Origin of the sequence: Streptomyces sp. 8N706 (assembly GCF_052245415.1) — a bacterium.
In the GTDB taxonomy this organism is placed as follows: domain Bacteria; phylum Actinomycetota; class Actinomycetes; order Streptomycetales; family Streptomycetaceae; genus Streptomyces.
In genome coordinates, this window is sequence record NZ_JBQQBW010000018.1 from 63191 (window position 1) to 90185 (window position 26995).

Annotated in this window: 27 protein-coding genes and 2 pseudogenes; 11 read left to right on the forward strand and 18 right to left on the reverse strand. The window is 70.1% G+C overall.

Annotated features, from left to right (window positions below; translation table 11 throughout):
* Nucleotides 1-31 precede the first annotated feature (31 nt).
* A complete protein-coding gene (locus tag ACTWQE_RS09995) occupies nt 32-1213 on the reverse strand; it encodes an MAB_1171c family putative transporter (RefSeq protein WP_443328496.1) in 1182 nt (393 codons plus the stop codon).
* Between the two features lie 578 nt (nt 1214-1791).
* Here ACTWQE_RS09995 and ACTWQE_RS10000 point away from each other — a divergent pair.
* Nucleotides 1792-2360 (forward strand): annotated as a pseudogene (locus ACTWQE_RS10000) (DUF7008 domain-containing protein); the annotation flags it as partial.
* Between the two features lie 21 nt (nt 2361-2381).
* Here ACTWQE_RS10000 and ACTWQE_RS10005 read toward each other — a convergent pair.
* From ACTWQE_RS10005 to ACTWQE_RS10015, 3 genes are all read right to left on the reverse strand, one after another.
* Nucleotides 2382-2858 (reverse strand): nitroreductase family deazaflavin-dependent oxidoreductase, encoded by a 477-nt coding sequence (locus ACTWQE_RS10005; protein WP_443328497.1) that lies wholly within the window; start codon nt 2856-2858, stop codon nt 2382-2384.
* A gap of 338 nt (nt 2859-3196) precedes the next feature.
* Nucleotides 3197-3406, reverse strand: a complete 210-nt coding sequence (locus ACTWQE_RS10010; RefSeq protein ID WP_443328498.1) for a DUF397 domain-containing protein — start codon at nt 3404-3406, stop codon at nt 3197-3199.
* A complete protein-coding gene (locus ACTWQE_RS10015) occupies nt 3388-4230 on the reverse strand; it encodes a helix-turn-helix domain-containing protein (RefSeq protein WP_443328499.1) in 843 nt (280 codons plus the stop codon). The genes ACTWQE_RS10010 and ACTWQE_RS10015 overlap by 19 nt, the downstream gene beginning before the upstream one ends.
* A 178-nt stretch (nt 4231-4408) precedes the next feature.
* Between ACTWQE_RS10015 and ACTWQE_RS10020 the strand changes: the two genes are divergently transcribed.
* The 4 genes from ACTWQE_RS10020 (at nt 4409) to ACTWQE_RS10035 (ending at nt 6042) form a co-directional block, all read left to right on the forward strand.
* Complete coding sequence (locus ACTWQE_RS10020; RefSeq protein ID WP_443328500.1) at nt 4409-4741, forward strand: hypothetical protein; 333 nt, start codon at nt 4409-4411, stop codon at nt 4739-4741.
* Nucleotides 4738-4992: a hypothetical protein gene (locus tag ACTWQE_RS10025; RefSeq protein WP_443328501.1), complete on the forward strand. Its 255-nt coding sequence runs from the start codon at nt 4738-4740 to the stop codon at nt 4990-4992. The genes ACTWQE_RS10020 and ACTWQE_RS10025 overlap by 4 nt, the downstream gene beginning before the upstream one ends.
* A gap of 461 nt (nt 4993-5453) precedes the next feature.
* Entirely contained in the window at nt 5454-5645 is a 192-nt protein-coding gene (locus tag ACTWQE_RS10030) for a helix-turn-helix transcriptional regulator (protein ID WP_443328502.1), read from the forward strand.
* Nucleotides 5635-6042, forward strand: a complete 408-nt coding sequence (locus ACTWQE_RS10035) for a DUF2178 domain-containing protein (RefSeq protein WP_443328503.1) — start codon at nt 5635-5637, stop codon at nt 6040-6042. The genes ACTWQE_RS10030 and ACTWQE_RS10035 overlap by 11 nt, the downstream gene beginning before the upstream one ends.
* Before the next feature lie 27 nt (nt 6043-6069).
* On the opposite strand, the pseudogene ACTWQE_RS10040 reads toward ACTWQE_RS10035, so the two are convergent.
* The 4 genes and pseudogenes from ACTWQE_RS10040 to ACTWQE_RS10055 form a co-directional block, all read right to left on the reverse strand.
* A pseudogene (locus ACTWQE_RS10040) lies at nt 6070-6339 on the reverse strand (transposase); the annotation flags it as partial.
* A 522-nt stretch (nt 6340-6861) separates the two neighbouring features.
* Nucleotides 6862-9660 carry a SpoIIE family protein phosphatase gene (locus ACTWQE_RS10045; protein ID WP_443328504.1) on the reverse strand — a complete coding sequence of 933 codons (2799 nt, stop codon included), beginning with the start codon at nt 9658-9660 and terminating at the stop codon, nt 6862-6864.
* Between the two features lie 701 nt (nt 9661-10361).
* On the reverse strand, nt 10362-11690 hold the full coding sequence (locus ACTWQE_RS10050) for a class I SAM-dependent RNA methyltransferase (protein WP_443328505.1): 1329 nt from the start codon (nt 11688-11690) through the stop codon (nt 10362-10364).
* A 110-nt stretch (nt 11691-11800) separates the two neighbouring features.
* On the reverse strand, nt 11801-13861 hold the full coding sequence (locus tag ACTWQE_RS10055) for an APC family permease (protein WP_443328506.1): 2061 nt from the start codon (nt 13859-13861) through the stop codon (nt 11801-11803).
* A gap of 77 nt (nt 13862-13938) precedes the next feature.
* Between ACTWQE_RS10055 and ACTWQE_RS10060 the strand changes: the two genes are divergently transcribed.
* From ACTWQE_RS10060 to ACTWQE_RS10070, 3 genes are all read left to right on the forward strand, one after another.
* Nucleotides 13939-15474: an SDR family oxidoreductase gene (locus tag ACTWQE_RS10060; protein WP_443328507.1), complete on the forward strand. Its 1536-nt coding sequence runs from the start codon at nt 13939-13941 to the stop codon at nt 15472-15474.
* Nucleotides 15475-15592: 118 nt separating this feature from the next.
* Entirely contained in the window at nt 15593-16261 is a 669-nt protein-coding gene (locus tag ACTWQE_RS10065) for a potassium channel family protein (protein ID WP_443328508.1), read from the forward strand.
* The gene (locus tag ACTWQE_RS10070; protein WP_443328509.1) at nt 16258-16935 is read left to right on the forward strand and encodes a potassium channel family protein; all 678 of its coding nucleotides are present in this window, start codon (nt 16258-16260) and stop codon (nt 16933-16935) included. The genes ACTWQE_RS10065 and ACTWQE_RS10070 overlap by 4 nt, the downstream gene beginning before the upstream one ends.
* Before the next feature lie 176 nt (nt 16936-17111).
* Here ACTWQE_RS10070 and ACTWQE_RS10075 read toward each other — a convergent pair whose 3' ends face one another.
* Nucleotides 17112-17831: a DUF3159 domain-containing protein gene (locus tag ACTWQE_RS10075; protein ID WP_443328510.1), complete on the reverse strand. Its 720-nt coding sequence runs from the start codon at nt 17829-17831 to the stop codon at nt 17112-17114.
* Nucleotides 17832-17834: 3 nt separating this feature from the next.
* Nucleotides 17835-18233, reverse strand: a complete 399-nt coding sequence (locus ACTWQE_RS10080; RefSeq protein ID WP_443328511.1) for an OB-fold nucleic acid binding domain-containing protein — start codon at nt 18231-18233, stop codon at nt 17835-17837.
* Between the two features lie 285 nt (nt 18234-18518).
* Between ACTWQE_RS10080 and ACTWQE_RS10085 the strand changes: the two genes are divergently transcribed.
* Nucleotides 18519-19052, forward strand: a complete 534-nt coding sequence (locus ACTWQE_RS10085; RefSeq protein WP_443328512.1) for a GNAT family N-acetyltransferase — start codon at nt 18519-18521, stop codon at nt 19050-19052.
* Nucleotides 19053-19493: 441 nt separating this feature from the next.
* Here the strand turns inward: ACTWQE_RS10085 and hemC are convergent, their stop codons facing one another.
* The 4 genes from hemC to ACTWQE_RS10105 all read right to left on the reverse strand — a co-directional run bounded on the left by hemC (nt 19494) and on the right by ACTWQE_RS10105 (nt 22542).
* Entirely contained in the window at nt 19494-20426 is a 933-nt protein-coding gene (hemC, locus tag ACTWQE_RS10090; protein WP_443328513.1) for a hydroxymethylbilane synthase, read from the reverse strand.
* Between the two features lie 232 nt (nt 20427-20658).
* Complete coding sequence (locus ACTWQE_RS10095; RefSeq protein ID WP_443328514.1) at nt 20659-21447, reverse strand: DUF3710 domain-containing protein; 789 nt, start codon at nt 21445-21447, stop codon at nt 20659-20661.
* Between the two features lies 1 nt (nt 21448).
* A complete protein-coding gene (dut, locus tag ACTWQE_RS10100) occupies nt 21449-21961 on the reverse strand; it encodes a dUTP diphosphatase (protein WP_443328515.1) in 513 nt (170 codons plus the stop codon).
* A complete protein-coding gene (locus tag ACTWQE_RS10105) occupies nt 21958-22542 on the reverse strand; it encodes a PaaI family thioesterase (RefSeq protein WP_443328516.1) in 585 nt (194 codons plus the stop codon). Before ACTWQE_RS10105 ends, dut begins: the two co-directional genes overlap by 4 nt.
* A 59-nt stretch (nt 22543-22601) precedes the next feature.
* On the opposite strand from ACTWQE_RS10105, the gene ACTWQE_RS10110 reads away from it, so the two are divergent.
* Complete coding sequence (locus ACTWQE_RS10110; protein ID WP_443328517.1) at nt 22602-23045, forward strand: DUF3093 domain-containing protein; 444 nt, start codon at nt 22602-22604, stop codon at nt 23043-23045.
* Nucleotides 23046-23080: 35 nt separating this feature from the next.
* Here the strand turns inward: ACTWQE_RS10110 and ACTWQE_RS10115 are convergent, their stop codons facing one another.
* The 4 genes from ACTWQE_RS10115 to ACTWQE_RS10130 form a co-directional block, all read right to left on the reverse strand.
* Nucleotides 23081-23977, reverse strand: a complete 897-nt coding sequence (locus tag ACTWQE_RS10115; protein WP_443328526.1) for a hypothetical protein — start codon at nt 23975-23977, stop codon at nt 23081-23083.
* Nucleotides 23899-24198 carry a DUF4193 domain-containing protein gene (locus tag ACTWQE_RS10120; protein ID WP_098754027.1) on the reverse strand — a complete coding sequence of 100 codons (300 nt, stop codon included), beginning with the start codon at nt 24196-24198 and terminating at the stop codon, nt 23899-23901. The genes ACTWQE_RS10115 and ACTWQE_RS10120 overlap by 79 nt, the downstream gene beginning before the upstream one ends.
* Before the next feature lie 379 nt (nt 24199-24577).
* Complete coding sequence (locus tag ACTWQE_RS10125) at nt 24578-25822, reverse strand: sensor histidine kinase (RefSeq protein WP_443328518.1); 1245 nt, start codon at nt 25820-25822, stop codon at nt 24578-24580.
* 6 nt (nt 25823-25828) lie between these two features.
* Entirely contained in the window at nt 25829-26482 is a 654-nt protein-coding gene (locus ACTWQE_RS10130; RefSeq protein ID WP_443328519.1) for a response regulator transcription factor, read from the reverse strand.
* 303 nt (nt 26483-26785) lie between these two features.
* On the opposite strand from ACTWQE_RS10130, the gene ACTWQE_RS10135 reads away from it, so the two are divergent.
* Nucleotides 26786-26959, forward strand: a complete 174-nt coding sequence (locus ACTWQE_RS10135; protein ID WP_443328520.1) for a hypothetical protein — start codon at nt 26786-26788, stop codon at nt 26957-26959.
* Nucleotides 26960-26995: the final 36 nt, after the last annotated feature.

The following is a 26995-nucleotide window of genomic DNA, read 5'->3' on the forward strand; positions in this document are numbered from 1 at the left end:
GACAGATTCGTCATCCGGTGTGCTCTCCATCTCACGGGGTCAGGCGCGTAAACGACTTGGCCACCTGTGTCAGCCATTCCTTCTCTTCTTCGAACCCTTCTGCAGAAGGGCTGATGGGTCTGACGGATTCCACCTTCACGGAGGTCACTTCGGCCGGTCGCGCCGCATCCACCGCTTCGGCTCGCGCCTTCAGCGCGGCATGCAGGAAAGACGCCTCGCGTTGGGGGGAATTTCGCATCTCCCGCAGGGCGATGCCGCGTTGGGCCGCGACATCCGAAAGGTAGGGGCGAAGTTCGAGATATCCGTCGAGTATCTCGATCACACGCCGGTAGAGACGGTACTCGAGATTGCCTGGCAAACAGTCGAGCCACATCTTCGGAGGCGGTTCCAGCGCAATAACCGGCATCGCCTCGTACATGGCCCACCAGAGAGGTCGCAGCCGAGTATAGGCCCTGCAGTTGGCCACCCAGGCGGACGGAGTTTCCCCCCAGGACGGAAACGTCCAGCCGAACAGCTGAAGAAGCGAACCCACATCACCGGCCAGCCATGAGGCCGGGTCCCAGGCGCCCATGTCGAAACCGAGCTGGGTGCCGATGATCTGGATGTACCGGATCAGGCAGTACGCCAGCACGAGCGTGGCGCCGGCAGCGACCGCCCACATGCCCACCCGGAGCGAGCTTCGATGCGCGAGACGCGCGTAGCGGGCAGAGAGACGGACGGTCTCGACCTGCCCGACCGCACAGATCGTGATGTAGAAGAGCGTGTACGACGCGTACTGCACGTTGTGCATGCTGCCCGGGAGGGCCCCTTGGGCACGTACGTCCTGGCGGTACGGATCGATGGCGAAGAACAGAGTGACCAGAACAGCAAGGGCCACGCAGAACACGAGGATCCGCCGTCTCGCCGTGATCCGTGCCTGCTCGGGCGGGTGGGACCAGTGAATGAGCAGAACCTGCTGGGCCGCAGTGAGTATCACCACGAGGGATTGAGTCAGAAGAGAGGTGATGTTCACGTATCCGAAGAGCTCGGACACATCGTTCCGCAGCCAGTTGAGGTCGATCACATAGCTCAGTCCCGAGGACAGAAAATACAGGGCCAGCGCCCAGAGAGCCGGATCGGTTCTCCGACGCATCAACTCGGGCACCTTGTAGCAGAACGCGGCTAATCCCGCCACGGTGCAGATGAAGGCGAGCACGTCATAGAGCGTCGTCACACGGAGTCCCGACTGCGACCGATGGCCTTCCCCTCTCGGCACGAATGCGGCTGATTCGGGGTCAGGACCGAAGGAACAGGTTCTCCACGAGCGTCCGCGGCCGCCGGACGTGCCAGAGCGTTAAGCTCTGTGTCCCATCGAAATGCACCTGCCCTTCGTGAACCAGCGCTGTTAACTCGTCGACTCTACTGGGGCGTTGGCGGCTGTTGTCTGCGATGCCTGGTGACGGCGAGAAGGCGATGGCGCAGTGGCTGAACCTGTTCGAGATGTCGGCACTCTCGGGCGGCGGTACGGCCCACCAGCGGATCCAGCCCGCCGAAGGCTGCCGCTCCTGGTCGTCAGTTTCCGGACGACATGCCGGCGTCTGCGCACCTCGGCCGCGAGGTCGCCTTCGCCGTCCTCTCCGCCGCCGATGCCGAGCTTCCCGACTGTGGCCAACCCGGCCTCGCGGACCGGCCGGAGGCGTTCAAGGCATGTGGACGACAGTGACCAGGTCCCTCACCGGGCAGGCCGCCCGCCCGTTGCCTCCTGTGTCACGACCAACTCGTGTGCCGCCAATTCGTTAGGCGACGGACTGGGCTGCACGGCTTTCTGCCACAGTCCCCGCTACTGTCGCGTCAGAGGCTCTGCCCACGGCCCCCACCCTCCGCGAAGCCCGCGCCACCTGGCACTCCACCCGCGCCCGCATGATCGCTCTCCAAGAGGAGCTGGACTGGCAGGTCTACGCGCTCTACAACCTGCACGCCGAAGACCTCCGCGTCTCCGGGGAGCCCAACTCCCCCGACCGCCCGGAACTCGCCCTCGGGGAGGGGGAATTCGAGATTGTCTCGCTCGCCGGGTCGTCGCAGGTGAAGTCAGTGGCGAGTGGTTCAAGCGGCATGATCCACGCCCATTACCGAGATCCCGGCCCACTGGCCTGCCGCCTACTGACCTCCGATGAGCTGACGCCGTTCCTCGCGGGACTGCTTGAACTCCAGCCCTGGCTGGACCAGTGGCACGACGAGTTCGACTCCATCTTCGGTGCCTCTCCGGCCACGTTCTTCCGGGGTGACCGGCAGAAGTCCAGGGCGAACACGGCCTCACCGACGACCTGCGCGCCTGGCGCCCGCCAGCGGCGGCACGCGGACGTCGTACAGCCAAGAAGTAGTTGTCAACCGGCTGTGCCGCGTCAGTGCTCCTCGGCCGTTGGTTCCAGAACGAAGAGCGGGATCTCACGGTCCGTGTTCTTCTGGTATTCGGCATAATCAGGGTACGCCTCGACGGCTCGAGCCCACCACACGGCCTTCTCGTCCCCGGTCACCTCGCGTGCCAGCATGTCCTGGCGCACCGGGCCGTCCTGAAGCTCTACCCGGGGGTCGGCCACCACGTTGTGGTACCAGACCGGGTGCTTGGGGGCTCCTCCCAAGGAGGCGACCACGGCGTAGGAGCCGTCGTGCTCCACCCGCATGAGCGGGGTCTTGCGGATCTTGCCGCTCTTCGCGCCCAGGGTGGTCAAGATGATGACAGGCAGGTCCCGCTTCGGGTGTTCCGGACCGACCAGGCTGCTCAGCGTCGTTCCTTCCGTACCTCCGGAGCTTTCGTACAGCTCTACCTGGTCACGTACCAACTGCGCCGTGCTCGGCTCGTACTCGCCCTTGAGTGGCATGTCGCCCATCTCCATGCTGTCGAAAAGTCTTCGTTTCGCACAACGCACACGGCGGACGCGATCATTCCCGGTGCGATCAACCGAGCGCCCGGACGCACACGCGGACGTGGGAGCGCGCGCTGCGGCTCACGTTGAGCCAGCGATTCCCGCTGGCGATTAGCGATCAGCTGGGAGACGGCCGGGGCGGAGGCCACCGGCCAACAGGTCCGGCTCGGCCCCCAGCATCGCCACATCGGCCAGGCAGTCCGCGCCCATGCCGCCGCCAGGGCCACATCCAAGGCGGAGCCGAGGCTCCATCACCTCCGGCCCATGGGACTCGGCCCCCGTGCGGGCCCGACTCAGGCGCCCAGCTCGCCGTTCTTCACGGCGTCGACGAACGACGACCAGCCGTCCGCCTGGAACACGAGCACCGGGCCGTGCGGGTCCTTGCTGTCACGCACAGGGACGACGGCGGCGAAGTCGTCGGAGACCTCGACGCACGCGCCACCGTCCTGATTGCTGTAACTGCTCTTGCGCCACGTCGCGGCGCTCAGGTCGACGGATCGCACGGTACTTCCTCCAACATCCGCAGGACGAACTTCCGCGACTCGGCCGGGGACAGCGCCAAGTCGCGCACCGCATCGTACGCGAGCTGTAGTCGCTCAACCGGGCCGGTTTCCTCGATGAGTTCGCCCCGGTAGCCGTTCTCCGTGTACGCCACGGTACGCCCGTCCGGCAGTCGTAGGTACCACATGTCAGCGCTCACCAAGCCGTGCAAACCAGCACTCTGCGGCAGCACATGAACCGTCACCCCCGGCTGCTCCGCGACCTCGCCCAAGTACTCCAACTGCCCCCGCCACTCCCCCGCGTCGCGCAACGGCGTACGCAGCACCGCCTCCGACAGGATCGTCCGGAACGGCGGTGCATCGTCCCCCTCCAGCAGCTCCCGGCGTCCCATCCGTGCCTCGACCTGCTGTTCCAGTTCCTCGCCCTTGAGGCCTCCCGCGGCCAGCACCTCACGCGCGTACCCCGGCGTCTGGAGCAAGCCCGGCAGCACGCTCACCGCGAAGTGCCACAGGCTCGTGGCCTCCGCCTCCAGTGTCATGTACCGCCGGTACCGCTCCCGGAACTGGGTCTGGTCGCTCACCGCCAGCTCCCACAACGCCAGCAGCAGCCCCGGCGTCCCGTAGTGCTGGTCGAGGGCCTGGACGACCTCCGGGCCGCCCACCGTCTCCCCGTTCTCCATCTTGCCGAACAACGACCAGTCCCAGCCGAGCCGTTCGCCGAGCTGCCGCAGGCTGTCACCGCGCTGCGTGCGCAGTAACCGCAGTTCCTCCGCGAACCGCGCGCGTGGTTCCCGGCTGCGGCCCGTGACCGCTCGTCTCGTCGGCATGGTGCTTCTCCGTGGAAGGTGTGGAACTTGCGCTGTCCTGCGGGGAAGCACATCCCGTCGGCGGTGTGCCCGTCCCGCTCCGGACGCATTCTCGTGATGCCCTCATCACGCACGGTAATTCAGCCTGCGCGACCAGGGCAGGGAAACCGCGCAACCGAACGGCTAAGGGAGTACGCCCATGGCGACCCAGCGACGCACGATCCATGACGCCGGCGTCCGGACGACCGAAGACCCGGCCGCCACGACCACCGCGCGAGCCGGCAGGGCCAAGGTTCAGGAGGCGGTCGAGGCCCGCGACGCCCTCGCTGCCGCCCTCACCCGGGCGGGCATCCAGCTCCCCGCGATGGACGTACGTACCCCCTGGCAGGACCTGGTGGGCCGCGCCGACGACGGCGACGGTGGATCAGATGCCGGATCAGCCGTCCGCTACGCCCTCGTCCACCTCGGCGTCTGCTCCGCCCCCGTCGCCCATGCCCTGGCCGCCGTGATCGTGAAGGGAGCCGGCCGGTGACCGGCAGCCCACCGCCGGGGCCGGGCATCCCGCAACCGGAACCGGCAGTCGGCGCCTCTGTCCGCGATACCGTGCTCGACCGCGTCGGCGTCGTCATGGGCCAGGAGGGTCCGTACCTCCAGCTCCGCCCGCTCAGCGGCGGTCGCGAGTGGGACGCCGACCCGAGCCGCGTCCGACTGCTCAGTCCGGCCGAGCTCCTGAGCGCTCGCGTCGCGGAGGCGAACGCCCGCAGCCGGAGGGACGGCTGCTGAGCGATACGGGCAGGAGGGGCGGGACGGGGAAGGAAGGAGGGACGGGCAGCGCGCGCTCCGTCCGCTCCCGGGGCGACATCCGTCCTCCCGGACCTTCAAGATCCAAGCGTCTCGGATGTCCAAGATTCGGGGCCAAGGCCCCATGACACTCCGGTCCGCGTCACGTCAGGGGTAGTTCCGGGCCAGTCCCCGCAGGCCCTGGATGAGCAGGCGCAGGCCGAATCCTCCATGACCTGACCCGCATCAATCCCCCTGCCGTGTTCAACCCCGACCGACCAGATCAGCCAAGTCGTCGCCGTCGAAGGCATGCGGCTGGTGTATCTGTCCGGGCAGGTCGCCTGGGACGCCGACGGGCAGTTGGTGGGACCGGGCGACTACGCCGCTCAGTCGCCGCCGGCCGCGGTGTCGCCTGATGTAAAGCATGCTTGACAGCGAGCGCATGTAAAGCGTACTTTCCATGCATGCGGAACGACGTACGTGAGCTGCGCATGGTCAAGGCACTGTCTCAGCAGGAGCTGGGACGGGCGCTCGGCGTTTCCCGGCAGACGATCAACGCCATTGAGCAGAGCCGCTATGACCCCTCACTGCCCCTGGCGATCCGCATGGCCCGTTACTTCGGTAAGACGGTGGAGGAGATCTTTCATGTCGATTGAGTACAAGCCCGAGGCCACCCGAGGCCGGCGCTGGGTCGTCCCGGCCGTGGGTCTGTTAATCGGCGTTGGCTATGTGGCGATCTTCCTGGCCCGGAATGAGCCTGGAATGGCAGCCGGTGGCTTTGTGATCATGGCCGCCTATACGCTCTTCCTCGTCGCGGCCTCTCGCCGGTGGGAGGGTGTCGCTCTGCTTCGCGGCGAGGTCACTGACGAGCGTCGTCAGGCCATCAGCCAGCGTGCTTCCGCGTTCACGCTGCACGTTCTCGTGTTGGTGCTGCTGTCCGGTTTCGTGATCGAATTGATTCGCGGGCACAGCGGTCACCCCTGGGATCTGCTGGGTGCCGCGCTCGGCATCACCTACATCCTCTCCACCGTGTTCTTCTCCCGCCGTGGCTGACTCCCCCGTCCCCCGCAGGGTCACGCCGCGGAGCGCATCCAGCACCGCCGTCCAGGAGGTGCGGCCGGTCTCCGGCGCTGCCACGACCGAATACGGCCAGCCGGGCACCATCTGGTGCTTGCCCTCACCCCGGCCGAACATGTGACAGAAGGCCGGGTGGGGGCAGGTGTTGGCGTCCGGCCGCAGCCGTGGCGAGACATCCTCGGCCGTCCACCTCGGATGATCACCGAAGACGGACCCTGGAGCGCCGCGTCCGGCACGCGCCCTTCGAATGGCTGCTCGCCCATCCTCACCCTGGCCCGCCAGCCACCGGCGCGCCACGTACGCCAGTGATGTGGCAAACCTCGCGAATTGCGGTACGCCTCACAAACGTTCCCAGAGGGTTCCCCCACGCCGCCGTTTCGGGCGGTGCCTCTTCGGCGCACCTGTCGCTGGGGACCCCTCAGGTGGAGGCCCAGGATCTTCGCCGGGAGCTGTTCCTGAGACTCAAGACCGTCGGCGCGAAGCTGCCCCCTCGTCCATCCGCGACGGCACACCACACTTAGGCCGTTCGCGAAAAGATGTGCGCGACGGTCACTTCCCCGCCCAGTGCCTCGTCCTCGGTTCGCTGCCCGGCTCGCCGACTTCGACGGAGCCCGTGCCGCTCTGGGGGAATCCGTACGTTTTCCAGCAGGCCGCTCACCAGGCGCATAACCCCACGTCCGGAAACCGCACCCCTGGTCAGCCGGGCGTGGTCGGCCGACGAGGTGAGGGCGGGCACGCCTCCTCACGCGACGAGCGGGCAGCGCCGTCCGAGTTCAGCGGGTGGGGCCACGGGAACTACTCGAGGAGATCGAACTGTTCGAGGAGAACGTCGGCCGGTGCGCTGACCGCGGCGGCGGACGCGCCGTCGTCCAGGGACTGTTCGGTCCAGATGACCTTGCCGCCGGGTGTGTACCGCGTCCCCCATCGCTGAGCGAACTGCGCCACAAGGAACAGCCCCCTCCCACCCTCATCCGTGGTCGCCGCCCGCCGGAGACGCGGCGAGGTACTGCTGCCGTCCGACACCTCGCAGGTCAAAGAGCGCCCGTGCAGCAGCCGCACCCTGATCGGAGGTGATCCGTACCGGATCGCGTTCGTGACCAACTCGCTGACGATCAGTTCCATGGTGAACCCGATCTCCTCCAGCCCCCACTCCCCCAGCTTCTCCCTGCAGCCCGCCCGCACCGAGGCCACCGCCGACGCGTCCGGCGGCACGTCCCACTCCGCCACGTGCGATGTCGGGAACAACCGGGTGTGCGCCACCAGGAGCGCGATGTCATCGGAGGGGTGTGTCGGCACCATCGCATCGATCACCACCTGGCACGTCTCTTCAGGAGTGCGCCCCCCGGCTCGCTCCAGCGTCCGGCGCAGCCCATCCAGCCCGACCTCGATGTCGCGGGTCCGGTCCTCCACCAGCCCGTCGGTGTACAGCACCAGTCGTGAACCCTCGGGCAGGTGCAACTCGGCGGTTTCGAAGGGGTAGTCCCCCAGTCCGAGCGGCGCTGAGGCCGGGACGTCCGGACAGGTGACGGTCCCGTCCGGGTACACCAGCACCGGCTCGGGGTGTCCCGCACGGGCTATCGTGCATGTCCCCGTCACCGCGTCGTAGATCGCGTACAGACACGTCGCTCCGGCCACCCCCACTCCCTCGTGGGCTTCCGCGGCCTCGTCGGTGTTCTCCTCGCTGTCCATACGCACGACCAGTTCGTCCAAGTACCAGAGCACCTCGTCCACGGGGAGGTCCAGCGCGGAGAAGTTCTGCACCGCGGTGCGCAGCCGTCCCATCGTCACCGCCGCGTGCAGCCCGTGACCGACGACGTCGCCGATCACCAGCGCCACTCGTGCGCCCGGCAGCGGGATGAGATCGAACCAGTCCCCACCCACCCCCGCCTCCGCAGGCTGGTACCGCCAGGCCACCTCCAGTGCATCCTGCTCCGGCTGCCCCCGCGGCAGCAGACTCCGCTGCAGCGTCACCGCCATCGCATGCTCCCGAGTGAACCGCCGCGCGTTGTCGATGGTGACCGCCGCCCGCACGGCCAACTCCTCCGCGACGGACAGGTCCTCCTGCTCGAACACCGGCGAATCCCCCATTCGGTAGAAATTCGCCACGCCCAGCGGCACCCCCCGCGCTTGCAGCGGCACAGTCACCAGCGAATGCAACCCGTGTTCCCGTGCCCTCCTCGTGCGATCCGGGTCCTGCTCCTGCCACTCCCGCGCCTGCCGCAGGTCCGCCTCCAGCACCGCCCGCCCCTGCTCCAACGCCCGCATCTGCGGCGTCGCCGACGAGAACGTGCTCTTCTCGCCCACCGGGAACAGCGGCACAATCCGCTGCTCACCGCTGATCGCCGCACGCCGCAGATGCCCCCATCGCTTCGCCGTCGGCTCCTGCCCCCGCATCACCGCGTCCAGCAGATCCACCGTGACGACGTCGGCGAACCGCGGCACCGCCACCTGAGCCAGCTCCTGCGCCGTACGCACCACATCCAGCGTCGTCCCGATCCGCACCCCCGCCTCGTAAAGCAGCTGCAGCCGCTCCCGCGCCCTCTCCGCCCGCCCCGACACCGCCCCCAGTTCCGTGGTGTCCCGCAACGTCACCACGGTGCCCCCCTGGGTCCCGTCCGGGAACGTGGGGCGCTTGTTCACCGCCAGCAACCGGTCCTCCGCCAGATGCACCTCGTCCGTGACCGCCTCCTCCGACGCCAGCATGCGCGTGATCTCCTCCGGCAGTCCCAGCTCCCGCAGATGCCGCCCCTCCGCGTCCGCCGGCAGGCCCAGCAGCCGCTTCGCCTCGTCGTTGCCCAGCAGCAGCCGCCCCTCGGCGTCGTAGATCAGCACCCCTTCCCGCACCGCGTGCAGGACCGCTTCGTGGTGCTCGTACATCCGCGTCATCTCCGCCGGACCCAGACCACGGGTCTGCCGCAGCAGCCGCCGGGACACCAGCGCTGTCCCGGCGGTGGCCACCGCGAGCGCGGCCGCGCCCGTACCGAAGACGATCGGCAGCTGCGGCCCCCACCGTTTCGCCACGTTCTTGACCGTGATCCCGGCGGACACCAGGCCGACGACCTCGCCGCCGGCATCGGTCACCGGTACCACCGCCTGGACGCCCGTTCCCCGGCCCGCCGGCAGGGGCGGTCCGCCTGCCTCCTCGACGGTGGTGCGGCCGTCCAGCGCGGGTTCGATATCGCCGACGAACTTCTTCCCGATCTCTTTCGGGTAGGGGTATGTGTAGCGAATCCCTTTTGTGTTCATGACAACGATGAAATCCACCCCCGCACGCTTCCGAGCCGCTTCCGCGCGCGGCTGCAGCACCGCCGTCGGGTTTCGGCTGCGCAGCGCTTGGACCGTGCCTTCGGCATTCGCGAATGCCTGGGCCGCGACAACTGACTCCCGACGCCCCTGCTCCAGGGCGTCATGCGCCCCTTGAACCACCACGGTCGCCACCCCGCCCACGACCAGCAGCAGAACGATAATGATCTCGAGAAGGAACACCTGCCCGGCGACACTGCGCGGGTTCAGCAGGGACTCGCGACGCTTGCGCGGCCGCCCGGCGTACGGATGACGCGACGACTTCCGATACAGCCGGAAAAAATCCCTCATGACCCCATTCATAACACCCGCTGTGAGAGCCCAGATGGACTCGCCCGCTACCGCCTTCCGTCCGGCACCGGCCCCGGCGCGATCCGCCTTCGGGAAGATCACCGTCCTCAATCCGGCTACGAGGACACGAGGCCGCGGAGCGGCGCCGGTGGTACGTGGTCATTGCGCAGGCACGTGAGCACCAAGGGAACACACCGAGCGACGGCCCTGATCGAGCAGGTGAAGGCGTGACATCAGGCCGCCGAGATCCGCGCGTTCTGTCACGCGGCAACGCACACGGCACAGGCGTGTTGCTGAGCTCCTTCCGGACTCCAGTGACGTCGCCGGTCTCCTGGCCGGCCCGGCCAAGCTCGGCGACGACGGACGCCGAGCGTCTCGTCTTCCTCTTCCTGACGCACTACCTGCAGGATGTGAAGGGCTACTCGCCGATGCGTACCGGTGGCGTACGCGCTGAGCCGCGAAGCCGCCACATGCCACAGGCCCGGCCGCCCCCGCGAAAGCGGTAGCCGGGCCTATCGGCGGCAACATTTCGGTAAGCCACCCGTCGAGTCGGAGCGACCGCGGGCACCCGACCATCACAACGACATACCTGACACCATGTCAGAACGAGCGGCACATGAGCGTTACGGGCGTCATTTCCGCTCCAGGAGATCGCCCGCAACCCCCACACCGCACATGGCGCACACGCGAAAAACCCGAGGTCAGGCGCCCTCCGCCGCAGGCTTCAGGATCGCCACGCACTCCACATGGTGCGTCATCGGGAACAGGTCGAACGCCCGCAGCCCGACCGGCTCGTAGCCCTCGGCCCGGAAGTACGCCAGGTCGCGGGCGAGGGCAGCCGGGTCGCAGGCGACGTAGGCGATGCGGCGTGCGCCCAGGCCCGACAGGTGCGCCACCGTGGGCTTGCCCGCGCCTGCCCGTGGCGGGTCCAGGACCACCAGATCCGCCTCGGTGATCCCCGTCCGCGGCAGCACCTGCTCGACCTTGCCGTGTTCGATACGGACCCGCTCCAGGTCGGCGAGGTTGTGCCGGGCGTCCTCGGCGGCCCGCTTGCCGGACTCGATGCCGAGCACCGCGCCCCGTTCGCCGACCCGTTCGGCGAGTGCGCCCGCGAACAGCCCGACGCCGCAGTACAGATCGAGCGCCATATCGCCCTCACGGGGCGACAGCCCGTCGAGAACCGCCTCGACCAGCAGGTCCGCGGCCTTGGGGTGGACCTGCCAGAAGCCGCCCGCGCCGACCCGCCAGGTACGGCCGGCGGCGCGTTCCCGTACGAAGGGGCGCCCGTGCACCCGGTGCACGCCTCCGTCCTTCTCCTCGACCCGCATCACCGACACGGGCCTGTCGAGCTCGACGATCGGCAGCCGACCGCCCGGCTTCGGGGTGAGGATCACCTGGCGGTCGTGCGAGCCGGTCGCCGCGATGGCCTCGATCGCCGCGATCTGCGGCCACTCCCGCTTCTCGACGCCCAGTTCGCTGACCCCCGGCGCCGCGATCATGCAGTGGTCGATCGGCTGCACCTCGTGCGAACGGTGCTTCCGCAGACCCGCCCGGCCCTCGGCGTCCACCGCGTACTGCACGCGCGTACGCCACTGCGGGACCTCGCCCTTGGCCACCTTGTCCCCGGGCGCGGGCTCGACCGTGCCGTCCCAGCCCGCCTCCTCGGGGGTGAGCCCCGCGAGCCGGCTCAGCTGTTCGGCGACGACGGCGACCTTCAGCCGGCGCTGCGCTCCGGGGGCGGCGTGCTGCCAGTCGCAGCCGCCGCACCTGCCGGGGCCCGCGTACGGGCACGGGGCCTCGACCCGGTCCGCCGACGCCTCCAGCACCCGCACGGCGTCGGCTCGCAGGAAGCGGGAGTCCTCCTGCCCCTCGGTGACGCGGACGACGACCCGCTCGCCGGGCAGCGTGTGCCGTACGAAGACCACCTGGCCCCCCGGTGTCCGGGCGATGCAGTGCCCGCCGTGCGCGACGGGGCCGACCTCGACCTCGTACTCCTCGCCGACCAGCGAAGCGGTGGATGGATTCGTCACGGAAGAGGTGCTCCTGAGCAGGTGGGGGCGGGGTGGTCCGGCTGCGGACCGCAGCCGTCCAGTCTACGGCCCGCGGCCGGCCTCACGTCCGGTTGGCGGCCCCTTCGGCCTCACTTCCGGTTGGCGGCCCTGTCCCGGTCCTTGTCCCGGGCGTTGTTCACCGGGCCGCGCCGCACGGAGCCGGGTGCGTTCCACTCCGCCCGCTTGCGCGCCCGCAGCTTGGCCGCCTCGGACGACTCCAGCTGGTACGGCACCGAGGTCACCATCACGCCGGGGGTGAACAGCAGCCGGCCCTTGAGCCGCAACGCACTCTGGTTGTGCAGCAGATGCTCGTACCAGTGCCCGACGACGTATTCGGGGATGAAGATGCTCACCGCGGTCCGCGGGCTCTCGCGCCGGAGCCGCTTGACGTAGTCGATGACCGGTCGGGTGATCTCGCGGTACGGAGAGTCGAGGACCTTCAGCGGCACGTCGAGCCCGCGCCGCTCCCACTCCTCCCGGAGCGCCTTCGTCTCCTCGGGGTCGACGTTGATGGTGAGCGCCTCCAGCTTGTCCGAGCGCATCAGCTTGGCGTACGCCAGCGCCCGCAGCGTCGGCTTGTGCAGCTTGGACACCAGGACGACCGAGTGCACCCGGGAGGGGCGCACCGCGTCGTCGCCCGGCACGTCCGGGGCGGCGATCTCCTCGGCGACGCGGTCGTAGTGGCGCCGGATCGCGCTCATGGTCACAAAGAAGATGACCATGCCGAGAAGGGCGACCCACGCGCCGTGGGTGAACTTGGTGAGGAGCACGACGACCAGCACGAGACCGGTGAAGAAGGCGCCGAAGGTGTTGATCGCGCGCGAGCGGATCATATGGCGGCGCCTGGCCCGGTCGGTCTCGGTCCGCAGATGACGGTTCCAGTGCCGCACCATGCCGGTCTGGCTGAGGGTGAAGGAGACGAACACCCCCACGATGTAGAGCTGGATCAGCTTCGTCGAGTCGGCGCCGTAGAGATGGACCAGCAGCGCGGCGGCGGCGGACAGCAGCACGATGCCGTTGGAGAAGGCGAGCCGGTCGCCGCGGGTGTGCAGCTGACGCGGAAGGTATCGGTCCTGGGCGAGGATCGAGCCGAGCAGCGGGAAGCCGTTGTACGCGGTGTTGGCCGCGAGGAACAGCACCAGCGCGGTGGCCGCGGCCAGCACCACGAACATGAACGTGCCGTCGCCGAAGACCGCCGCGGCGACCTGGGAGATCACCGGGTTCTGGGTGTAGCCCGCACCGACCGGCGCACCGTCGCGCAGCAGGTCGCGCGCCGGGTTCTCGGCCATCCGCACATCCGTGGCCATGGCCAGGCCGATGATGCCGCAGAACATGGTGACGGCCAGGGCGCCCATGAACAGCAGCGTGGTGGCCGCGTTCCTGCTCTTGGGCTTGCGGAAGGCGGGCACGCCGTTGCTGATGGCCTCGACACCGGTGAGCGCGGCACAGCCGGAGGAGAAGGCGCGCAGCAGCAGGAAGACGAGCGCGAAGCCCGCCAGCCCGGAGTGCTCGGCCCTGATCTCGAAGCCGGCGGTGGGGGCGTTCATGTCGTCACCGAGCACGAGCCCGCGGAACGCCCCCCAGGCGATCATCGCGAAGACACCGGCGACGAAGACATAGGTGGGGATGGCGAAGAGCTTGCCGGACTCCTTGACCCCGCGCAGGTTCATCAGGGTCAGCAGCACGATCATGCCGACGGCGCAGAGCGTCTTGTTTTCGACGACGAAGGGGATCGCCGAGCCGAGGTTCTCCACGCCGGAGGAGATCGATACGGCGACGGTGAGGACGTAGTCGACCAGCAGGGCGCTGGCGACGGTCAGCCCGGCCTTGGGGCCGAGGTTGGTGTTGGCGACCTCGTAGTCACCGCCCCCGCTCGGATACGCGTGCACGTTCTGCCGGTACGACGCGACGACCGTGAACATCAGCACGACGACCGCGGCCGCGATCCACGGGCTGAAGTGGTATGCCGACACACCCGCAACGGAGAGCACGAGCAGTACTTCGCCGGGCGCGTACGCCACGGACGACAACGGGTCGGACGCGAAGACGGGGAGCGCGATGCGCTTGGGGAGGAGTGTTTCCCCGAGCCTGTCACTGCGCAGCGCCCGGCCGATCAGAATCCGTTTAGGGAGGTCGGTCAGTTTGGACACGCTGAGGATCGTAAGCGTTCGGTCCGACGCGTGCCCACCCGCATGCGCACTCGCCGCTGACAGGCGACGGGAGCAGCATGGATTTTATGGCGGACTCCGCTTCCTCGCCCCCGGCCGGCGCACCCCTGAGGTGCCTGGTGACGGGCGCGACCGGCTATATCGGCGGCAGGTTGGTCCCCGAGCTGCTGGCCGCCGGCCACTCCGTCCGCTGCCTGGCCCGCACCCCGGACAAGCTGCGTGACCACCCCTGGGCGGAACAGGCGGAGGCGGTACCGGGCGATGTGACGGACCAGGAGTCGGTACGGGCCGCTATGGAGGGTGTCGACGTCGCGTACTACCTGGTCCACGCGCTGGGTACGGGCTCCGGTTTCGAGCGGACCGACGAGCGGGCGGCCCGGATCTTCGGCGAGCAGGCACGCGCCGCCGGGGTGCGGCGGATCGTCTACCTCGGCGGACTCACCCCGGCCGGAGTGCCGGAGCGCGAGTTGTCGCCGCATCTGCGCTCGCGCGCCGAGGTCGGCCGGGTGTTGCTGGACTCGGGGGTGCCGACGGCCGTGCTCCGGGCCGCGGTGATCATCGGGTCCGGCTCGGTCTCCTTCGAGATGCTGCGCTATCTGACCGAGCGGCTGCCGCTGATGGTCACACCGAGCTGGGTCCGCACCCGTATCCAGCCGGTCGCCGTCCGGGACGTGCTGCGGTACCTGGTGGAGTGCGCCCGCCTTCCCGCCGAGGTGAACCGGACGTTCGACATCGGCGGCCCGGATCTGCTGACGTACCGGGAGATGATGCAGCGGTACGCGGCCGTGGCCGGGCTGCCCAAGCGGCTGATCCTGCCCGTGCCGGTGCTCACCCCGTGGCTGTCGAGCCTCTGGGTCGGCCTGGTGACGCCCGTTCCGGGTGCCCTCGCGCGTCCGCTGGCCGAGTCGCTGCGGCACGAGGTGGTCTGCGGCGAACACGACATCTCCCGGTGGGTGCCCGATCCGCCCGAGGGCCTGACCGGGATCGACCGCGCCCTGCGGCTGGCGCTCCAGCGCATCCGGGAGGCGGAGGTGGCCACCCGGTGGTCATCGGCCTCCGTGCCGGGGGCGCCCAGCGATCCGCTGCCCACCGACCCGGACTGGGCGGGCGGCAGCCTCTACAGCGACCGGCGGGAGCGCGCGGTGGACGCGCCGCCGGAGGCGCTGTGGCGGGTGGTGGAGGGCATCGGCGGGGAGAACGGCTGGTACTCCTCTCCCCACGCGTGGGCCGTGCGCGGCCGGCTCGACCGGCTGGTCGGCGGGGTCGGGCTGCGGCGGGGCCGGAGGGACGCGGCGCGGCTGCGGGTCGGTGACTCCCTGGACTTCTGGCGGGTGGAGGAGATCGAGCCGGGACGACTGCTGCGGCTGCGGGCGGAGATGCGGCTGCCCGGTACGGCCTGGCTGGAAATGACCGTCGCCCGCGAGGGGACCCACGGCAGCGTGCTCCGGCAGCGGGCCGTCTTCCATCCGCGCGGGCTGACCGGGCATGCCTACTGGTGGAGCGTGTCGCCGTTCCACGCCCTGGTGTTCGGCGGGATGGCGCGGAACATCGCGGCGGCGGCCGAGCAACCGCGAGGGGCCCGGATCCGGTCATGACGGGTAGCGTTACCGGCGACGGTTCGGTCCAGTGGTTGCCCCCGCTGGGGGCACGGAAGGATGATGGCGATGTTTGCCCAGGTCACGGCACTAGGGGAAGGTGCAAGGTAGAGGCCTCATGCACATCGTGATCATGGGCTGCGGCAGGGTGGGATCCGCCCTCGCGCAGACTCTTGAGCAGCAGGGCCACACCGTAGCGGTCGTGGACCAGGACCCCACAGCCTTCCGCCGCCTCGGCTCGGGCTTCGGCGGACGCCGGGTCACCGGTGTCGGCTTCGACCAGGACACCCTGCGTGAGGCGGGCATCGAGGAGGCGGGTGCGTTCGCCGCGGTGAGCAGCGGCGACAACTCCAACATCATCGCCGCCCGGGTGGCCCGCGAGATGTTCGGCGTCGAGAACGTCGCGGCCCGTATCTACGACCCCCGCCGCGCCGAGGTCTACCAGCGTCTCGGCATCCCGACGGTGGCCACGGTCCGCTGGACCGCCGACCAGATGCTGCGCAGGCTCCTGCCGTCCGGCGCGGAGCCCCTGTGGCGCGACCCCAGTGGCGCGGTGCAGCTGGCAGAGGTGCACACCTCCCCCGCCTGGGTGGGCCACAAGATCAGCAAGCTCCAGGATGAGACCGGGGTGCGCGTCGCGTTCCTCACCCGGCTGGGCGAGGCGATACTGCCGACCTCGCAGACCGTGCTGCAGGAGGGTGACCTGGTCCATGCGATGCTGCGCAGCGACGAGGTCGAGAAGGTCGAGGCGGCGTTCGCCGAGGGGCCCGAGGAGGAGCAGCGATGAGAGTCGCCATTGCGGGCGCGGGCGCCGTGGGCCGCTCGATCGCGGGTGAGTTGCTGGAGAACGGCCATGAGGTCCTGCTGATCGACAAGGCACCGACCGCCATCTCGGTGGAGCGGGTGCCGCAGGCCGAGTGGCTGCTGGCCGACGCCTGCGAGATCACCTCGCTGGACGAGGCGGCGCTCCAGCGCTGCAATGTGGTCATCGCGGCCACCGGAGACGACAAGGTGAACCTGGTCGTCTCCCTGCTCGCGAAGACCGAGTACGGGGTGCCGCGCGTGGTGGCCCGGGTGAACAACCCGAAGAACGAGTGGCTGTTCAACGAGTCCTGGGGCGTCGACGTCGCGGTGTCCACGCCGCGTCTGATGTCGGCGCTCGTCGAGGAGGCGGTCAGCGTCGGCGACCTGGTGCGGCTGCTGCGCTTCAGCCATGGCGACGCCAACCTGGTCGAGCTGACGCTGCCACCGGAATCGGCGCTGGCCGGTACGCGGGTGGGTGAGGTCGACTGGCCGGAGGACACCTCCCTGGTGACGATCATCCGGGGCAACCGGGTGCTCACGCCGAACCCCGAGGACGCGCTGGAGGCCGGTGACGAGCTGCTGTTCGTCGCCGCGCAGGCACGCGAGGAGCAGCTGGAGGACCTGCTCTCGGTCCGCCGGGAGTCCGTCGAGGGCTGAGCCGGCGGGAGGAGGAGCACTCCGGACAGGGCCGGGGCCCGGGAACCGACGGCGGTTCCCGGGTCCCGGCATGTGCGCGGTACAGCGGGCGTGTGCGCGGTACGGAGGGCGCAGGCGCGCTACGGGACGTATTTGGCCGCCGGAGCCGAAGCCGCCCGCCGGCGTCGGTCCCGGGGTCAGTCCGCCGCGGCGGCCCGGGCCCGCTCCTTCTCCTTCTCCGCCTGCTCCTCCGCCTCCATCTCGGCGAACACATCGATCGGCGCCGGCGCCTTGGCCAGGAAGATCCAGGTCAGATAGACGGCCAGCAGGAACGGCGGGATGCCGAGCGCGACCTTGACCCAGCCCAGCTGGGTGGCGTCCCCCCACCAGTACAGGGGGAAGAGGATGGCCGACTTGGCGAGCAGGATCAGCCCCCAGGCATAGCTGGCCTTGGTGTAGGCCTGCTTGCGGCCGGGGTTGCGGGTGCGCCAGGAGAGGTTCTCCTTGAACACCGGGCCGAGAATCAGCCCGAGCAGCGGGTAGCCGGTCATGGACGTGACCAGGTAGGCGACCGCGAGCCCGAGGGTGTAGAGCATCCCGGGCAGATAGAAGTTCTTGGCGTCGCCCGACATCATCGCGAAGACCGCGCCGAAGGCGACCCCGAAAACACCGCTGAAGGCGTGCTTGAGCGTGTCCTTGCGCGCCAGCCGGGCGATGCCGAGCAGCAGGGACAGGCCCAGCGCGGCGATGGCCGAGAAGTGGATGTCCCGGTTGACGGTGTAGATCGCGACGAACACGAGTCCCGGCACGGTGGTCTCCACCATGCCCCGCACGCCGCCGAAGGCCTCGAAAAGGGCCGCCTCGGTGACGGCCTTCGATTCGGCGTCCTGGTCGGTCTGCTTGTCCGGAGAGGTCACCGGCTACTCCTGTCCGAGCGGTCGGAGTTCGTACTTCGGATTGAAGAGCACCCGGCGGCCGTGGCTCATGGAGATCCGGCCCGATGCGATGAGCCTGCGCCCCGGTTCTATCCCGACGATCGACCGACGGCCGAGCCAGACCACGTCGAGCGCGTCGGAGCCGTCGAACAGTTCGGCCTCCAGCGCGGGCACCCCGGCCCGCGGCCGCAGGGTGACCGTCCGCAGGGTGCCGGTGACCTTCACGATCTGCCGGTCGTCGCAGTCGGAGATCCGCGTACAGCCCTCCGCCCGGGCGTCCTCCTGGAGCTCGTCGGCGTGCAGCTCCTCCTGGCTGGAGGAGAGCCGGTCGAGCATCCGGCGGAAACGGCCGGGCGGCTTCTCGGATCGGGGAACAGCGCTCATACGGGAAGCGTACCGGGGGCGGGCCCGCCGGATCACTGCTCGCGGCGGTAACCCGTGCCGGGGCCGGTGCCCGGCTGCCGTGGGTGCGAGGAGCCGGCCGGTCCGCGGCGGCACCGCGCGCCTCCGGCACAGGGAGCGCACGACGCCTTCGGGCCCAGGTCCGCCGCCCGCTCCCCGACGGCCTCGAGACCCTCCGTGCCGGGCCCCAGGGCCCGGACCCCACGGGTCCCCGAGGCACCGCGACCATCAGTAGTACCCGAGGCTCCGGGCTGCGAGGATGGCCGTATGACAGAGGTACGGACCGTGCACAGCGCGGACTTGGGCGCCGACGAGCTCAAGGCGGTACGGATGCTGCTCGACGCCGCGTTCGAGGACGACTTCGCCGAAACGGACTGGGACCACACCCTGGGCGGGATGCATGCCCTGGTGCGGGAGGACGGCGAGTTGATCGGCCACGGGTCCGTCGTGCAGCGACGCCTGCTGCTCGGTGGCAGGGCCGTGCGCACCGGCTACGTCGAGGGTGTGGCGGTCCGCCCGGACCGGCGCGGGCAGGGACACGGCGCGGCCGTGATGACGGCGCTGGAGCGGGTGGTGCGGAGCGCCTACGACCTGGGGGCACTGTCCGCGGCGGAGGGAGCGGCCGGTTTCTACCGGGCCCGCGGCTGGCAGCTCTGGCAGGGCCGGACGTGTGTGCTGGCACCGACGGGTATCGAGCGCACCCCGGAGGACGACGGCAGCACCTACGTACTGCCGGTGGGTGCCGTACCGGACCTCCACGGCGTGCTGGTGTGCGACTGGCGGGACGGCGACGTCTGGTAGCGAGTGCGGCGGCCGGGCAGCGGGCCACGGCGGCTCTGTGGCCGCGACAGCCGAGGTTCGCCCCGCTCGCCGCCCTGGCATGGCCCCCAGCTTCCGCTGGGAGGGGCGGCCCCCAGTTGTGTTGCCCGATCGACCGAGCAGGCACCCCTGGCCTTCGGCACGGGGCCCAGAGGCCGATCCGGTGCCTTGCGACTGACCGCACCAGGTCACCTCGCTACCGGCAAGCCTTGGCCGGCACGGCACCAACGGGTACGGCGGGCGCCGCGCAGGGCGGCCCGCGCCACCGGAGCCCGGGATGCGCCGAGGGGTGGCCGTCGAGCGACCGCCGACAGGGCAGTGGGCCCCCGCGCGCCAGGGAGTACGCCCCACCGTTGCACCGGCGCGCGGCATCCGCCGCTCCAGTCGGACGGCCGGCGCCGCACTCGGGCCGTCCCCCGGACGTCAGTGCGGGATGGTGTCGATCAGCTCCCGCGCGCCCTGGCGGAGCAGGGCCACGGCGACCGAGGTGCCGAGCGTGGCGGGGTCGAGCGGTCCGGCCCACTCATGGGCGTCCAGCACGGTCTTGCCGTCCGGCGAGAAGGCCCGGGCGCGCAGCGAGAGCCGGCCGTCGCGCTCGGCCTTCGCGTATCCGGCGATCGGCGAGTTGCAGTGCCCCTGCAGAACATGCAGGAACATGCGCTCGGCCGTGGTCTCCCGCCACGCGTCGTGGTCGCCCAGCCCGGACACCGCCTCGATCGTGGCGGTGTCGTCCTCACGGCACTGCAGCCCGAGGACACCCGCGCCGATCGGCGGACACATCGTCTCCGCCGGGAGGATCTCGGTGATCTCCGAGGTCCGGCCGATCCGCTCCAGCCCGGACACGGCGAGCAGCAGCGCGTCGGCCTCGCCCGCGTACAGCTTCTCCAGGCGGCGGTTGGCGTTGCCGCGCATCGGTACGCAGTCCAGCTGCGGGTGGGAGATCGCGAGCTGGGCGACGCGCCGCACCGACGAGGTGCCGATCCGCGCCCCGGCCGGCAGCTCGTCCAGGGTCAGACCGCCGGGGTGCACCAGCGCGTCCCGGATGTCGTCGCGCTTGAGGTACGCCGCGAACACCGTGCCCGCGGGCAGCGGCCGGTCGGCGGGCACGTCCTTCATGCAGTGCACCGCGAGATCCGCCTCGCCGGCCAGCAGAGCCGCGTCGACCTCCTTGGTGAAGGCGCCCTTCCCGCCGAGCTTCGACAGATCGCCCATCCACCGGTCGCCGGAGGTCGTGACCGGCACGACCTCCGTACGGATCCCGGGGTGCAGGGCGGCAAGCTCGGTGCGGACGCGCTCGACCTGGGCCAGAGCCATCGGTGACGAACGGGAGACGATACGGATCAGCTCAACGGGCATAGGCACACGATAGAGCGTCGGATCCACTCGTCCGGCAGCAGGCGGCGCATGGGGACCGCTGTCACTGCCGGCGACGGCCGTCCCCCGTCCGCGCTGCGCTCCGGCCGCCCGCTCACGCATACGCGCGCAGGCGGGCCCTAGCCCGGACAGTCCCCGGTCACGGGCCCGCACGCACGCGTACAGCCCCGCGCGTACAGCCGGGCCTCCGCGCGTACTGCCGGCGCGCCGTGCCTCAGCGCACCTCGGTGATCTCGGGTCCGCGCGTGAGCCGGTCGACGCCGCCCGCGAACCGCGAGCCCTCGTCCGCCTGCTCCTGCTGAACGCCCTCGGGCACCATCTGCGCGTCGTTCGGCAGCTTCAGCACGATCGGGTCGCGCGGCGCCATCGGCGCGTCGCCCCGCACCACGACCGTGTCCTTGAAGATCTGCTCCAGCAGACCGGCGGCCTCCGGGTGCACCGCGCCCTGGCCGGAGATCACGCCGCGCAGGAACCAGCGCGGCCCGTTGACCCCGACGAAGCGCACCATCTGCACACCGTTGGTGCCGTCCGGCAGCTGGACCGGAACCTGGGCGCGCAGCTCCCAGCCGAGCGGGCCCTCGACCTCGTCGACCACACCGCCCTGCTGGGTGATGCCGGTGGCGATCTCCTCGCGCACCTCGCCCCAGATGCCTTCCTTCTTGGGTGCGGCGAACGCCTGCAGCTGTACGGCGCTGTCGCGCACGACCACGGTCGCGGCGACGATCGCGTCACCGGCGACCTCGACCCGCAGCTCCATGCCCTCGATCCCGGGCACGAGGATGCCGCCGAGGTCGACTCGTCCCTCCGCGGGGTTCCTGACCTCGGAGACGTCCCACGGGCCGTCGGGGCGAGGCGCCGGCGGCAGGTTCACCCGGTGCTGGCCCGTGTCCGGCGCGGCTTCGTCCGGCTCGTGCTCGTCCGGGCCCACGCCGTCGACCGGCTCGCCGGCTGCGCCCGCGGTCCTCTTGGCGTCTGCGCTTTCCTTGCGACGACGTCCGAACACGTCACTGTCCTTCCCGGTCGGCAACGACCGCTGCGTAATGTCCCCCGACGGAGCCGTCCACCGCGGCATGGCCACCGGTGGACCCGAAGCCCCCTTCGGCCCGTGCCGAGCCGGGAAGCTCCTCGACCTCATGGAAGCGAACCTTCTCGACCTGCTGGACGACCAGTTGGGCGATCCGGTCGAACCGTGCGAACCGCACGCTCTCGCGCGGGTCCAGATTGACCACGATCACCTTGATCTCTCCACGGTACCCGGCATCGACCGTCCCGGGCGCATTCACGAGGGCGACGCCGCAGCTCGCGGCGAGTCCCGAGCGCGGATGCACGAACGCCGCATACCCGTCCGGGAGGGCGAGGGACACGCCCGTGGGCAGGACCGCCCGTTCCCCCGGGGCCAGCTCCGCCCCCTCGGTGGTCACGAGATCGACGCCGGCGTCCCCCGGGTGCCCGTACGCGGGAACCGGCACCTCCGGGTCCAGCCGCCGGAGCAGTACATCGACAGGAGCACGACTCACGGATTCACCTCGAACGCGCGTGCGACCTTGTCCAAGTCGGGGTTCTCCAGCGTGGCCCGGATCTCCTCGGCCCGGCCGTTCTCGATGAAGTGGTCCGTCTTCACCTCGATGAAGAGCGCGTCCGCACGCACCGCGACGGGCCCGTCCGGGCCGCCTATGCGGCCGACCGCCGACGCGTAGATCTTGCGGCCCGCCACGGCGGTGACCTGCGCCTCCAGGTGCAGCACCGTACCCACCGGCACCGGCCGGACGAAGTCGGTCTCCAGGCGCCCGGTCACCGAGACCACCCGCAGCAGCCAGTTGAGGGAGCCCAGCGTCTCGTCCAGCGCCGTGGCCAGTACGCCGCCGTGCGCGAGCCCCGGGGCGCCCTGGTGCGCCGGCATGACGGTGAACTCGGCGGCCACGCCGACGCCCTCCGCCGCACGGGTCTCCAGGTGCAGCCCGTGCGCCTGGCTGCCGCCGCAGCCGAAGCAGTGGTCGTAGTGGGCTCCGAGGAGCTCTCCGGGCGCGGGGGCGTCGGGGTGCCGTACAGGCGGTGTGGCCTCGGCCGGAGGCCTCAGCGATGAAGTCGGTGCACTCACGAGTGCTGACCCTACCCGCGCGGGCGTCGGGACAGCGCTGCCGTGCCAAGCTTGTGGCCATGCAGTCCTACGATGAACGCCTGACGGCCCCCCGCTCGTGGTGGCTCGTGGCGGCCCTCGCGGGGGTCTCCCTCGGGCTCGTCCTGCTCCCCCTCGGCGTGCTGCCGATGCTGGGCGGGGTGATCGGCGGCGTCGCCGTGGCCGCCGCCGCGGTGAGTGCGTACGGCTCGGCGCGAATCCGGGTGGTCGCGGGCTCGCTGGTCGCCGGAGACGCTCGGATCCCGGTCCAGGCCCTGGGCGCCACCGAGGTGCTGGACGCCGGAGAGGCGGCCGCCTGGCGGACGTACAAGGCCGATCCCCGGGCGTTCATGCTGCTGCGCAGCTACATCCCCACCGCGCTGCGGGTGGAGGTCACGGATCCGGCGGACCCGACGCCGTACGTCTATCTCTCGACCAGGGACCCACGCGGCCTGGCGGCCGCCCTCGCGGCCGTACGGGCCTGATCCCGTCCGGGCCCGCACGCCTGCCCGGGGCCGGGTCAGCTCTCGGGTTCCGGGTGCTGAAGCGCCTTGGGGCTGCCCAGCTCGTCGAGTCCCTCGATGAGGCCCAGGTCCTGGGAAGGGAGCGCGTCCCACGGGACCTGGCGTCCGCGCAGGTCCTTGCGGATCCTGTCGGCGAGCTTCTTGGTGCTGCGCCGGTTCATCATGGCGCCGACGGCGGCGCCCACCATGAACGGGAGCAGGTTCGGCATATTGCGCACCGTGCGCTTGAGGATCTGCTGCCGCAGCTCCCGGCGCATCTGCCCGCCCAGGGCGAAGTTCACGCTCGACGGCTTGGAGACGTCGACACCGCGCTCGTCCGACCAGGAGCCGAGGTACGCGGCGGCCCGCTGGGTGACGCCTCCGGGCGCCCGCAGCCCGTAGACCTCGTGCAACTCGGCGATCAGCTTGAACTCCACCGAGGCGACGCCGACCACTTCGGTCGCCAGCTCGGCAGGCATGGCGGGTGGCACGGGCAGCATCGCCGCCGCGCCGACACCCGCACCGACCGCCGCGGAGCTCCTGGTGGCCCCCGCCACCAGCTTGTCGGCGATCTGCTCCGGGCCCATGCCCGGAAACTGGCGGCGGAGTGTGGCCAGGTCGCGCACGGGGATCCGCGGCGCGTTCTCGATGATCCGGTCAACGATCAGCGAGAGTCCGTGGCGCGCCCCTCTGCCCCCCTCCCTCACGCCGCGGCGCGCGGCTGCTGCGAGCGAGGCCGCCCGGCCCCGCTCGTCGCGTGCGCCCGCAGGGGAGCCATGCCGCCCGGAGGGATCCTTCCGGGGCGGCGTTGAGCCTGTCACGGCCCGACCCGGTCTCAGGCCGCGCAGTCGCGGCAGATCGGCTGGCCGTTCTTCTCCGCCGCCAGCTGGCTGCGGTGGTGCACCAGGAAGCAGCTCATGCAGGTGAACTCGTCCGCCTGGCGGGGCAGCACCCGCACGGACAGCTCCTCGTTGGAGAGGTCCGCGCCGGGCAGCTCGAGGCCTTCGGCCTGCTCGAACTCATCGACGTCGACGCTGGACGTCGACTTGTCGTTCCGTCGAGCCTTCAGCTCTTCGATGCTGTCCTCGTTGAGTTCATCATCGGTCTTGCGTGGAGTGTCGTAGTCCGTTGCCATGTCGCTCTCCCCCTCTGGGTGTCTGCAGTGTCTCAGCGCACGTAACGCGTGAGAGGCCGGACTTGTGCCCGACCCGAGGCGGAGATTTTGCCTCACATCAAGGTCTGTTACTCAATCGACACCCAACCGCACCCCTGAAGAGGTGATCGGCTTGGATGGCGATCGGGACCGTACACGGTCCGAATGTCGCACTCACGGGCGCCACCCCGTGTACTTCCCGTGATCGGGGGCCCGGGAAACCAGGATTTTCCCGGCTTTCCAACGACCATTACGACCACGGAGCGTAGATGGCTGGAAATCGCGCATGTGAGCGATCGCACACCGAATCGCCCGGGGAGGACTCCGAAAATTCCGCCCAAAGCGAACTCGCCCCAGCATCTCAGAGAGGGAGAGTGACGCGCATCACGAGACCGCCGTCCGCCCGCGGTTCCGCGGTGATCCGGCCGCCGTGCGCCCGGGCCACGGACCGGGCGATCGACAGACCGAGACCGACACCCTTGTCGCTCCCGGTCCGCTCCGTACGGAGCCTGCGGAACGGCTCGAAGATGTTGTCCACCTCGTACGCCGGCACCACCGGCCCCGTGTTGGAGACCAGCAGCACCGCCTGGCCCGCACGGGCCTCGGTGGTGACCTCGACCCAGCCGTCCGGCGTGTTGTAGCGCACGGCATTCTGCACCAGGTTCAGGGCGATCCGCTCCAGCAGGACCCCGTTGCCCTGGACGATCACCGCGGCCCGCTCACCCCGCAGCTCCACGCCCTGTGCCCGGGCCTCCGCGCGGACCTGCTCGATGGCGCGCAGTGCGACCTCGGCGAGGTCCACGGGCTTGCGGTCGACGATCTCGTGGTCGCTGCGCGCCAGCAGCAGCAGCCCTTCCACCAGCTGCTCACTGCGCTCATTGGTCGCCAGCAGGGTCTTGCCCAGCTGGGCCACCTCGGGGGGCGCCGCCGGGTCGGAGAGCTGGACCTCGAGCAGGGTGCGGTTGATCGCCAGCGGGGTGCGCAGCTCGTGCGAGGCGTTGGCCACGAAGCGTCTCTGGGCGTCGAAGGCACGGGCGAGGCGGTCCAGCATCTCGTCGAAGGTGTCGGCCAGCTCCTTCAACTCGTCGTCCGGCCCGTCGAGTTCGATCCGGCGGGAGAGATCGGAGCCGACGACCCCCTGGGCGGTGCGGGTGATCCGGCCCAGCGGCGAGAGAACCCGGCCCGCCATGGCGTAGCCGAAGGCGAAGGCGAGGACGCTCAGGCCGACCAGGGCCAGCAGCGAACGGCGCAGCAGATCGTCCAGTGCCACCTGGCGCTGGTGGTCCATGCATGCGTCGAGCACGGCGTTGGCCTCGTTGGCCGACATCCCCTCCTTCAGGCCCGGGCAGGCGTTGCTGGTCAGCGCCACCTTGCTTTCGGGAAGGAGCTTGAACAGCGGCTCGTTGCCCACGTTCAGGGTCTGGGCGGCCAGCAGGTAGATGATCAGGAGCAGCAGGATGCCCGCGATCAGGAACATCCCGCCGTAGAGCAGGGTGAGCCGTATCCGGATGGTGGGGCGCAGCCAGGGGAAGGGGCGGGCCGGCTGGTGCGGGGGGTCCCAGGTGGGCTTGGGCGGCGCCGCGGGGGGCGCGGGGGTCTGTGCCATCGCGGGTCAGATCCGGTATCCGGAGCCGGGGACCGTGACGATCACGGCGGGCTCACCGAGCTTGCGGCGCAGGGTCATCACGGTCACCCGGACGACATTGGTGAACGGGTCGGTGTTCTCGTCCCAGGCCTTCTCCAGCAGCTGCTCGGCCGAGACCACGGTTCCCTCGCTGCGCATCAGCACCTCCAGCACCGCGAACTCCTTCGGGGCCAGCTGCACCTCCTTGCCGTTCCGGAACACCTCGCGCCGGTTCGGGTCCAGCTTGATCCCGGCCCGCTCCAGCACCGGCGGCAGCGCCACTGTCGTACGGCGCCCCAGGGCCCGTACGCGCGCGGTGAGCTCGCTGAAGGCGAAGGGCTTGGGGAGATAGTCGTCCGCGCCGATCTCCAGCCCCTCCACACGGTCGCTGACATCGCCGGAGGCGGTCAGCATCAGCACCCGGGTCGGCAGCCCGAGCTCGACGACCTTGCGGCAGACGTCGTCGCCGTGGACCAGGGGGAGGTCCCGGTCGAGGACGAGGACGTCGTAGTCGTTGACCTCGATGCGTTCCAGGGCGGCGGACCCGTCGTACACGACGTCGACCGCCATGGCCTCCCGGCGCAGTCCGGTGGCCACCGCATCGGCGAGCAGCTGCTCGTCCTCGACGACGAGTACGCGCACGGCGCTTGTCCTTCCCTACGGGCCTGTGGGCAGGCCGGATGTCTCTCGGTGAGCCCCTCCATCCTGCCCCGAACGCTGATAAACCGGCGGTAAGGTGCCTGCCGGATTACGGGCGAACGGGAAATTCAGGAATCTCGGGGAGTTGAGGTTTCTTTGAGGCGGGGGGAGGGGAGGACGATTGCACACCCGAGATCACGCCCAGTTTCGCGGCACGCCGCGGTCTGCTGTCCCCGCACGACCCTGGGGCGTGATCACCCGCCGTCGGCACACCCCCGTGCCATCGACCCACGACGAGGGGGCGCAATGGACGCGTTCACCGCAGGAATTCTGCAGCGTATACGAACCACCGAGTCCGATTTGACGCGCGCTCGCGAGACGGGCGACGACTTCCTCGCCGAGGTGGAGCAGTCCGAACTGGACGACCTGCGCCGCCTGGCCGCCGATCACGGTGTGGAGGTCAGCGCTCTCAGCGCCTGACCCGATCCGGTCCCACGGCAGCGGGAAAAAAACCCC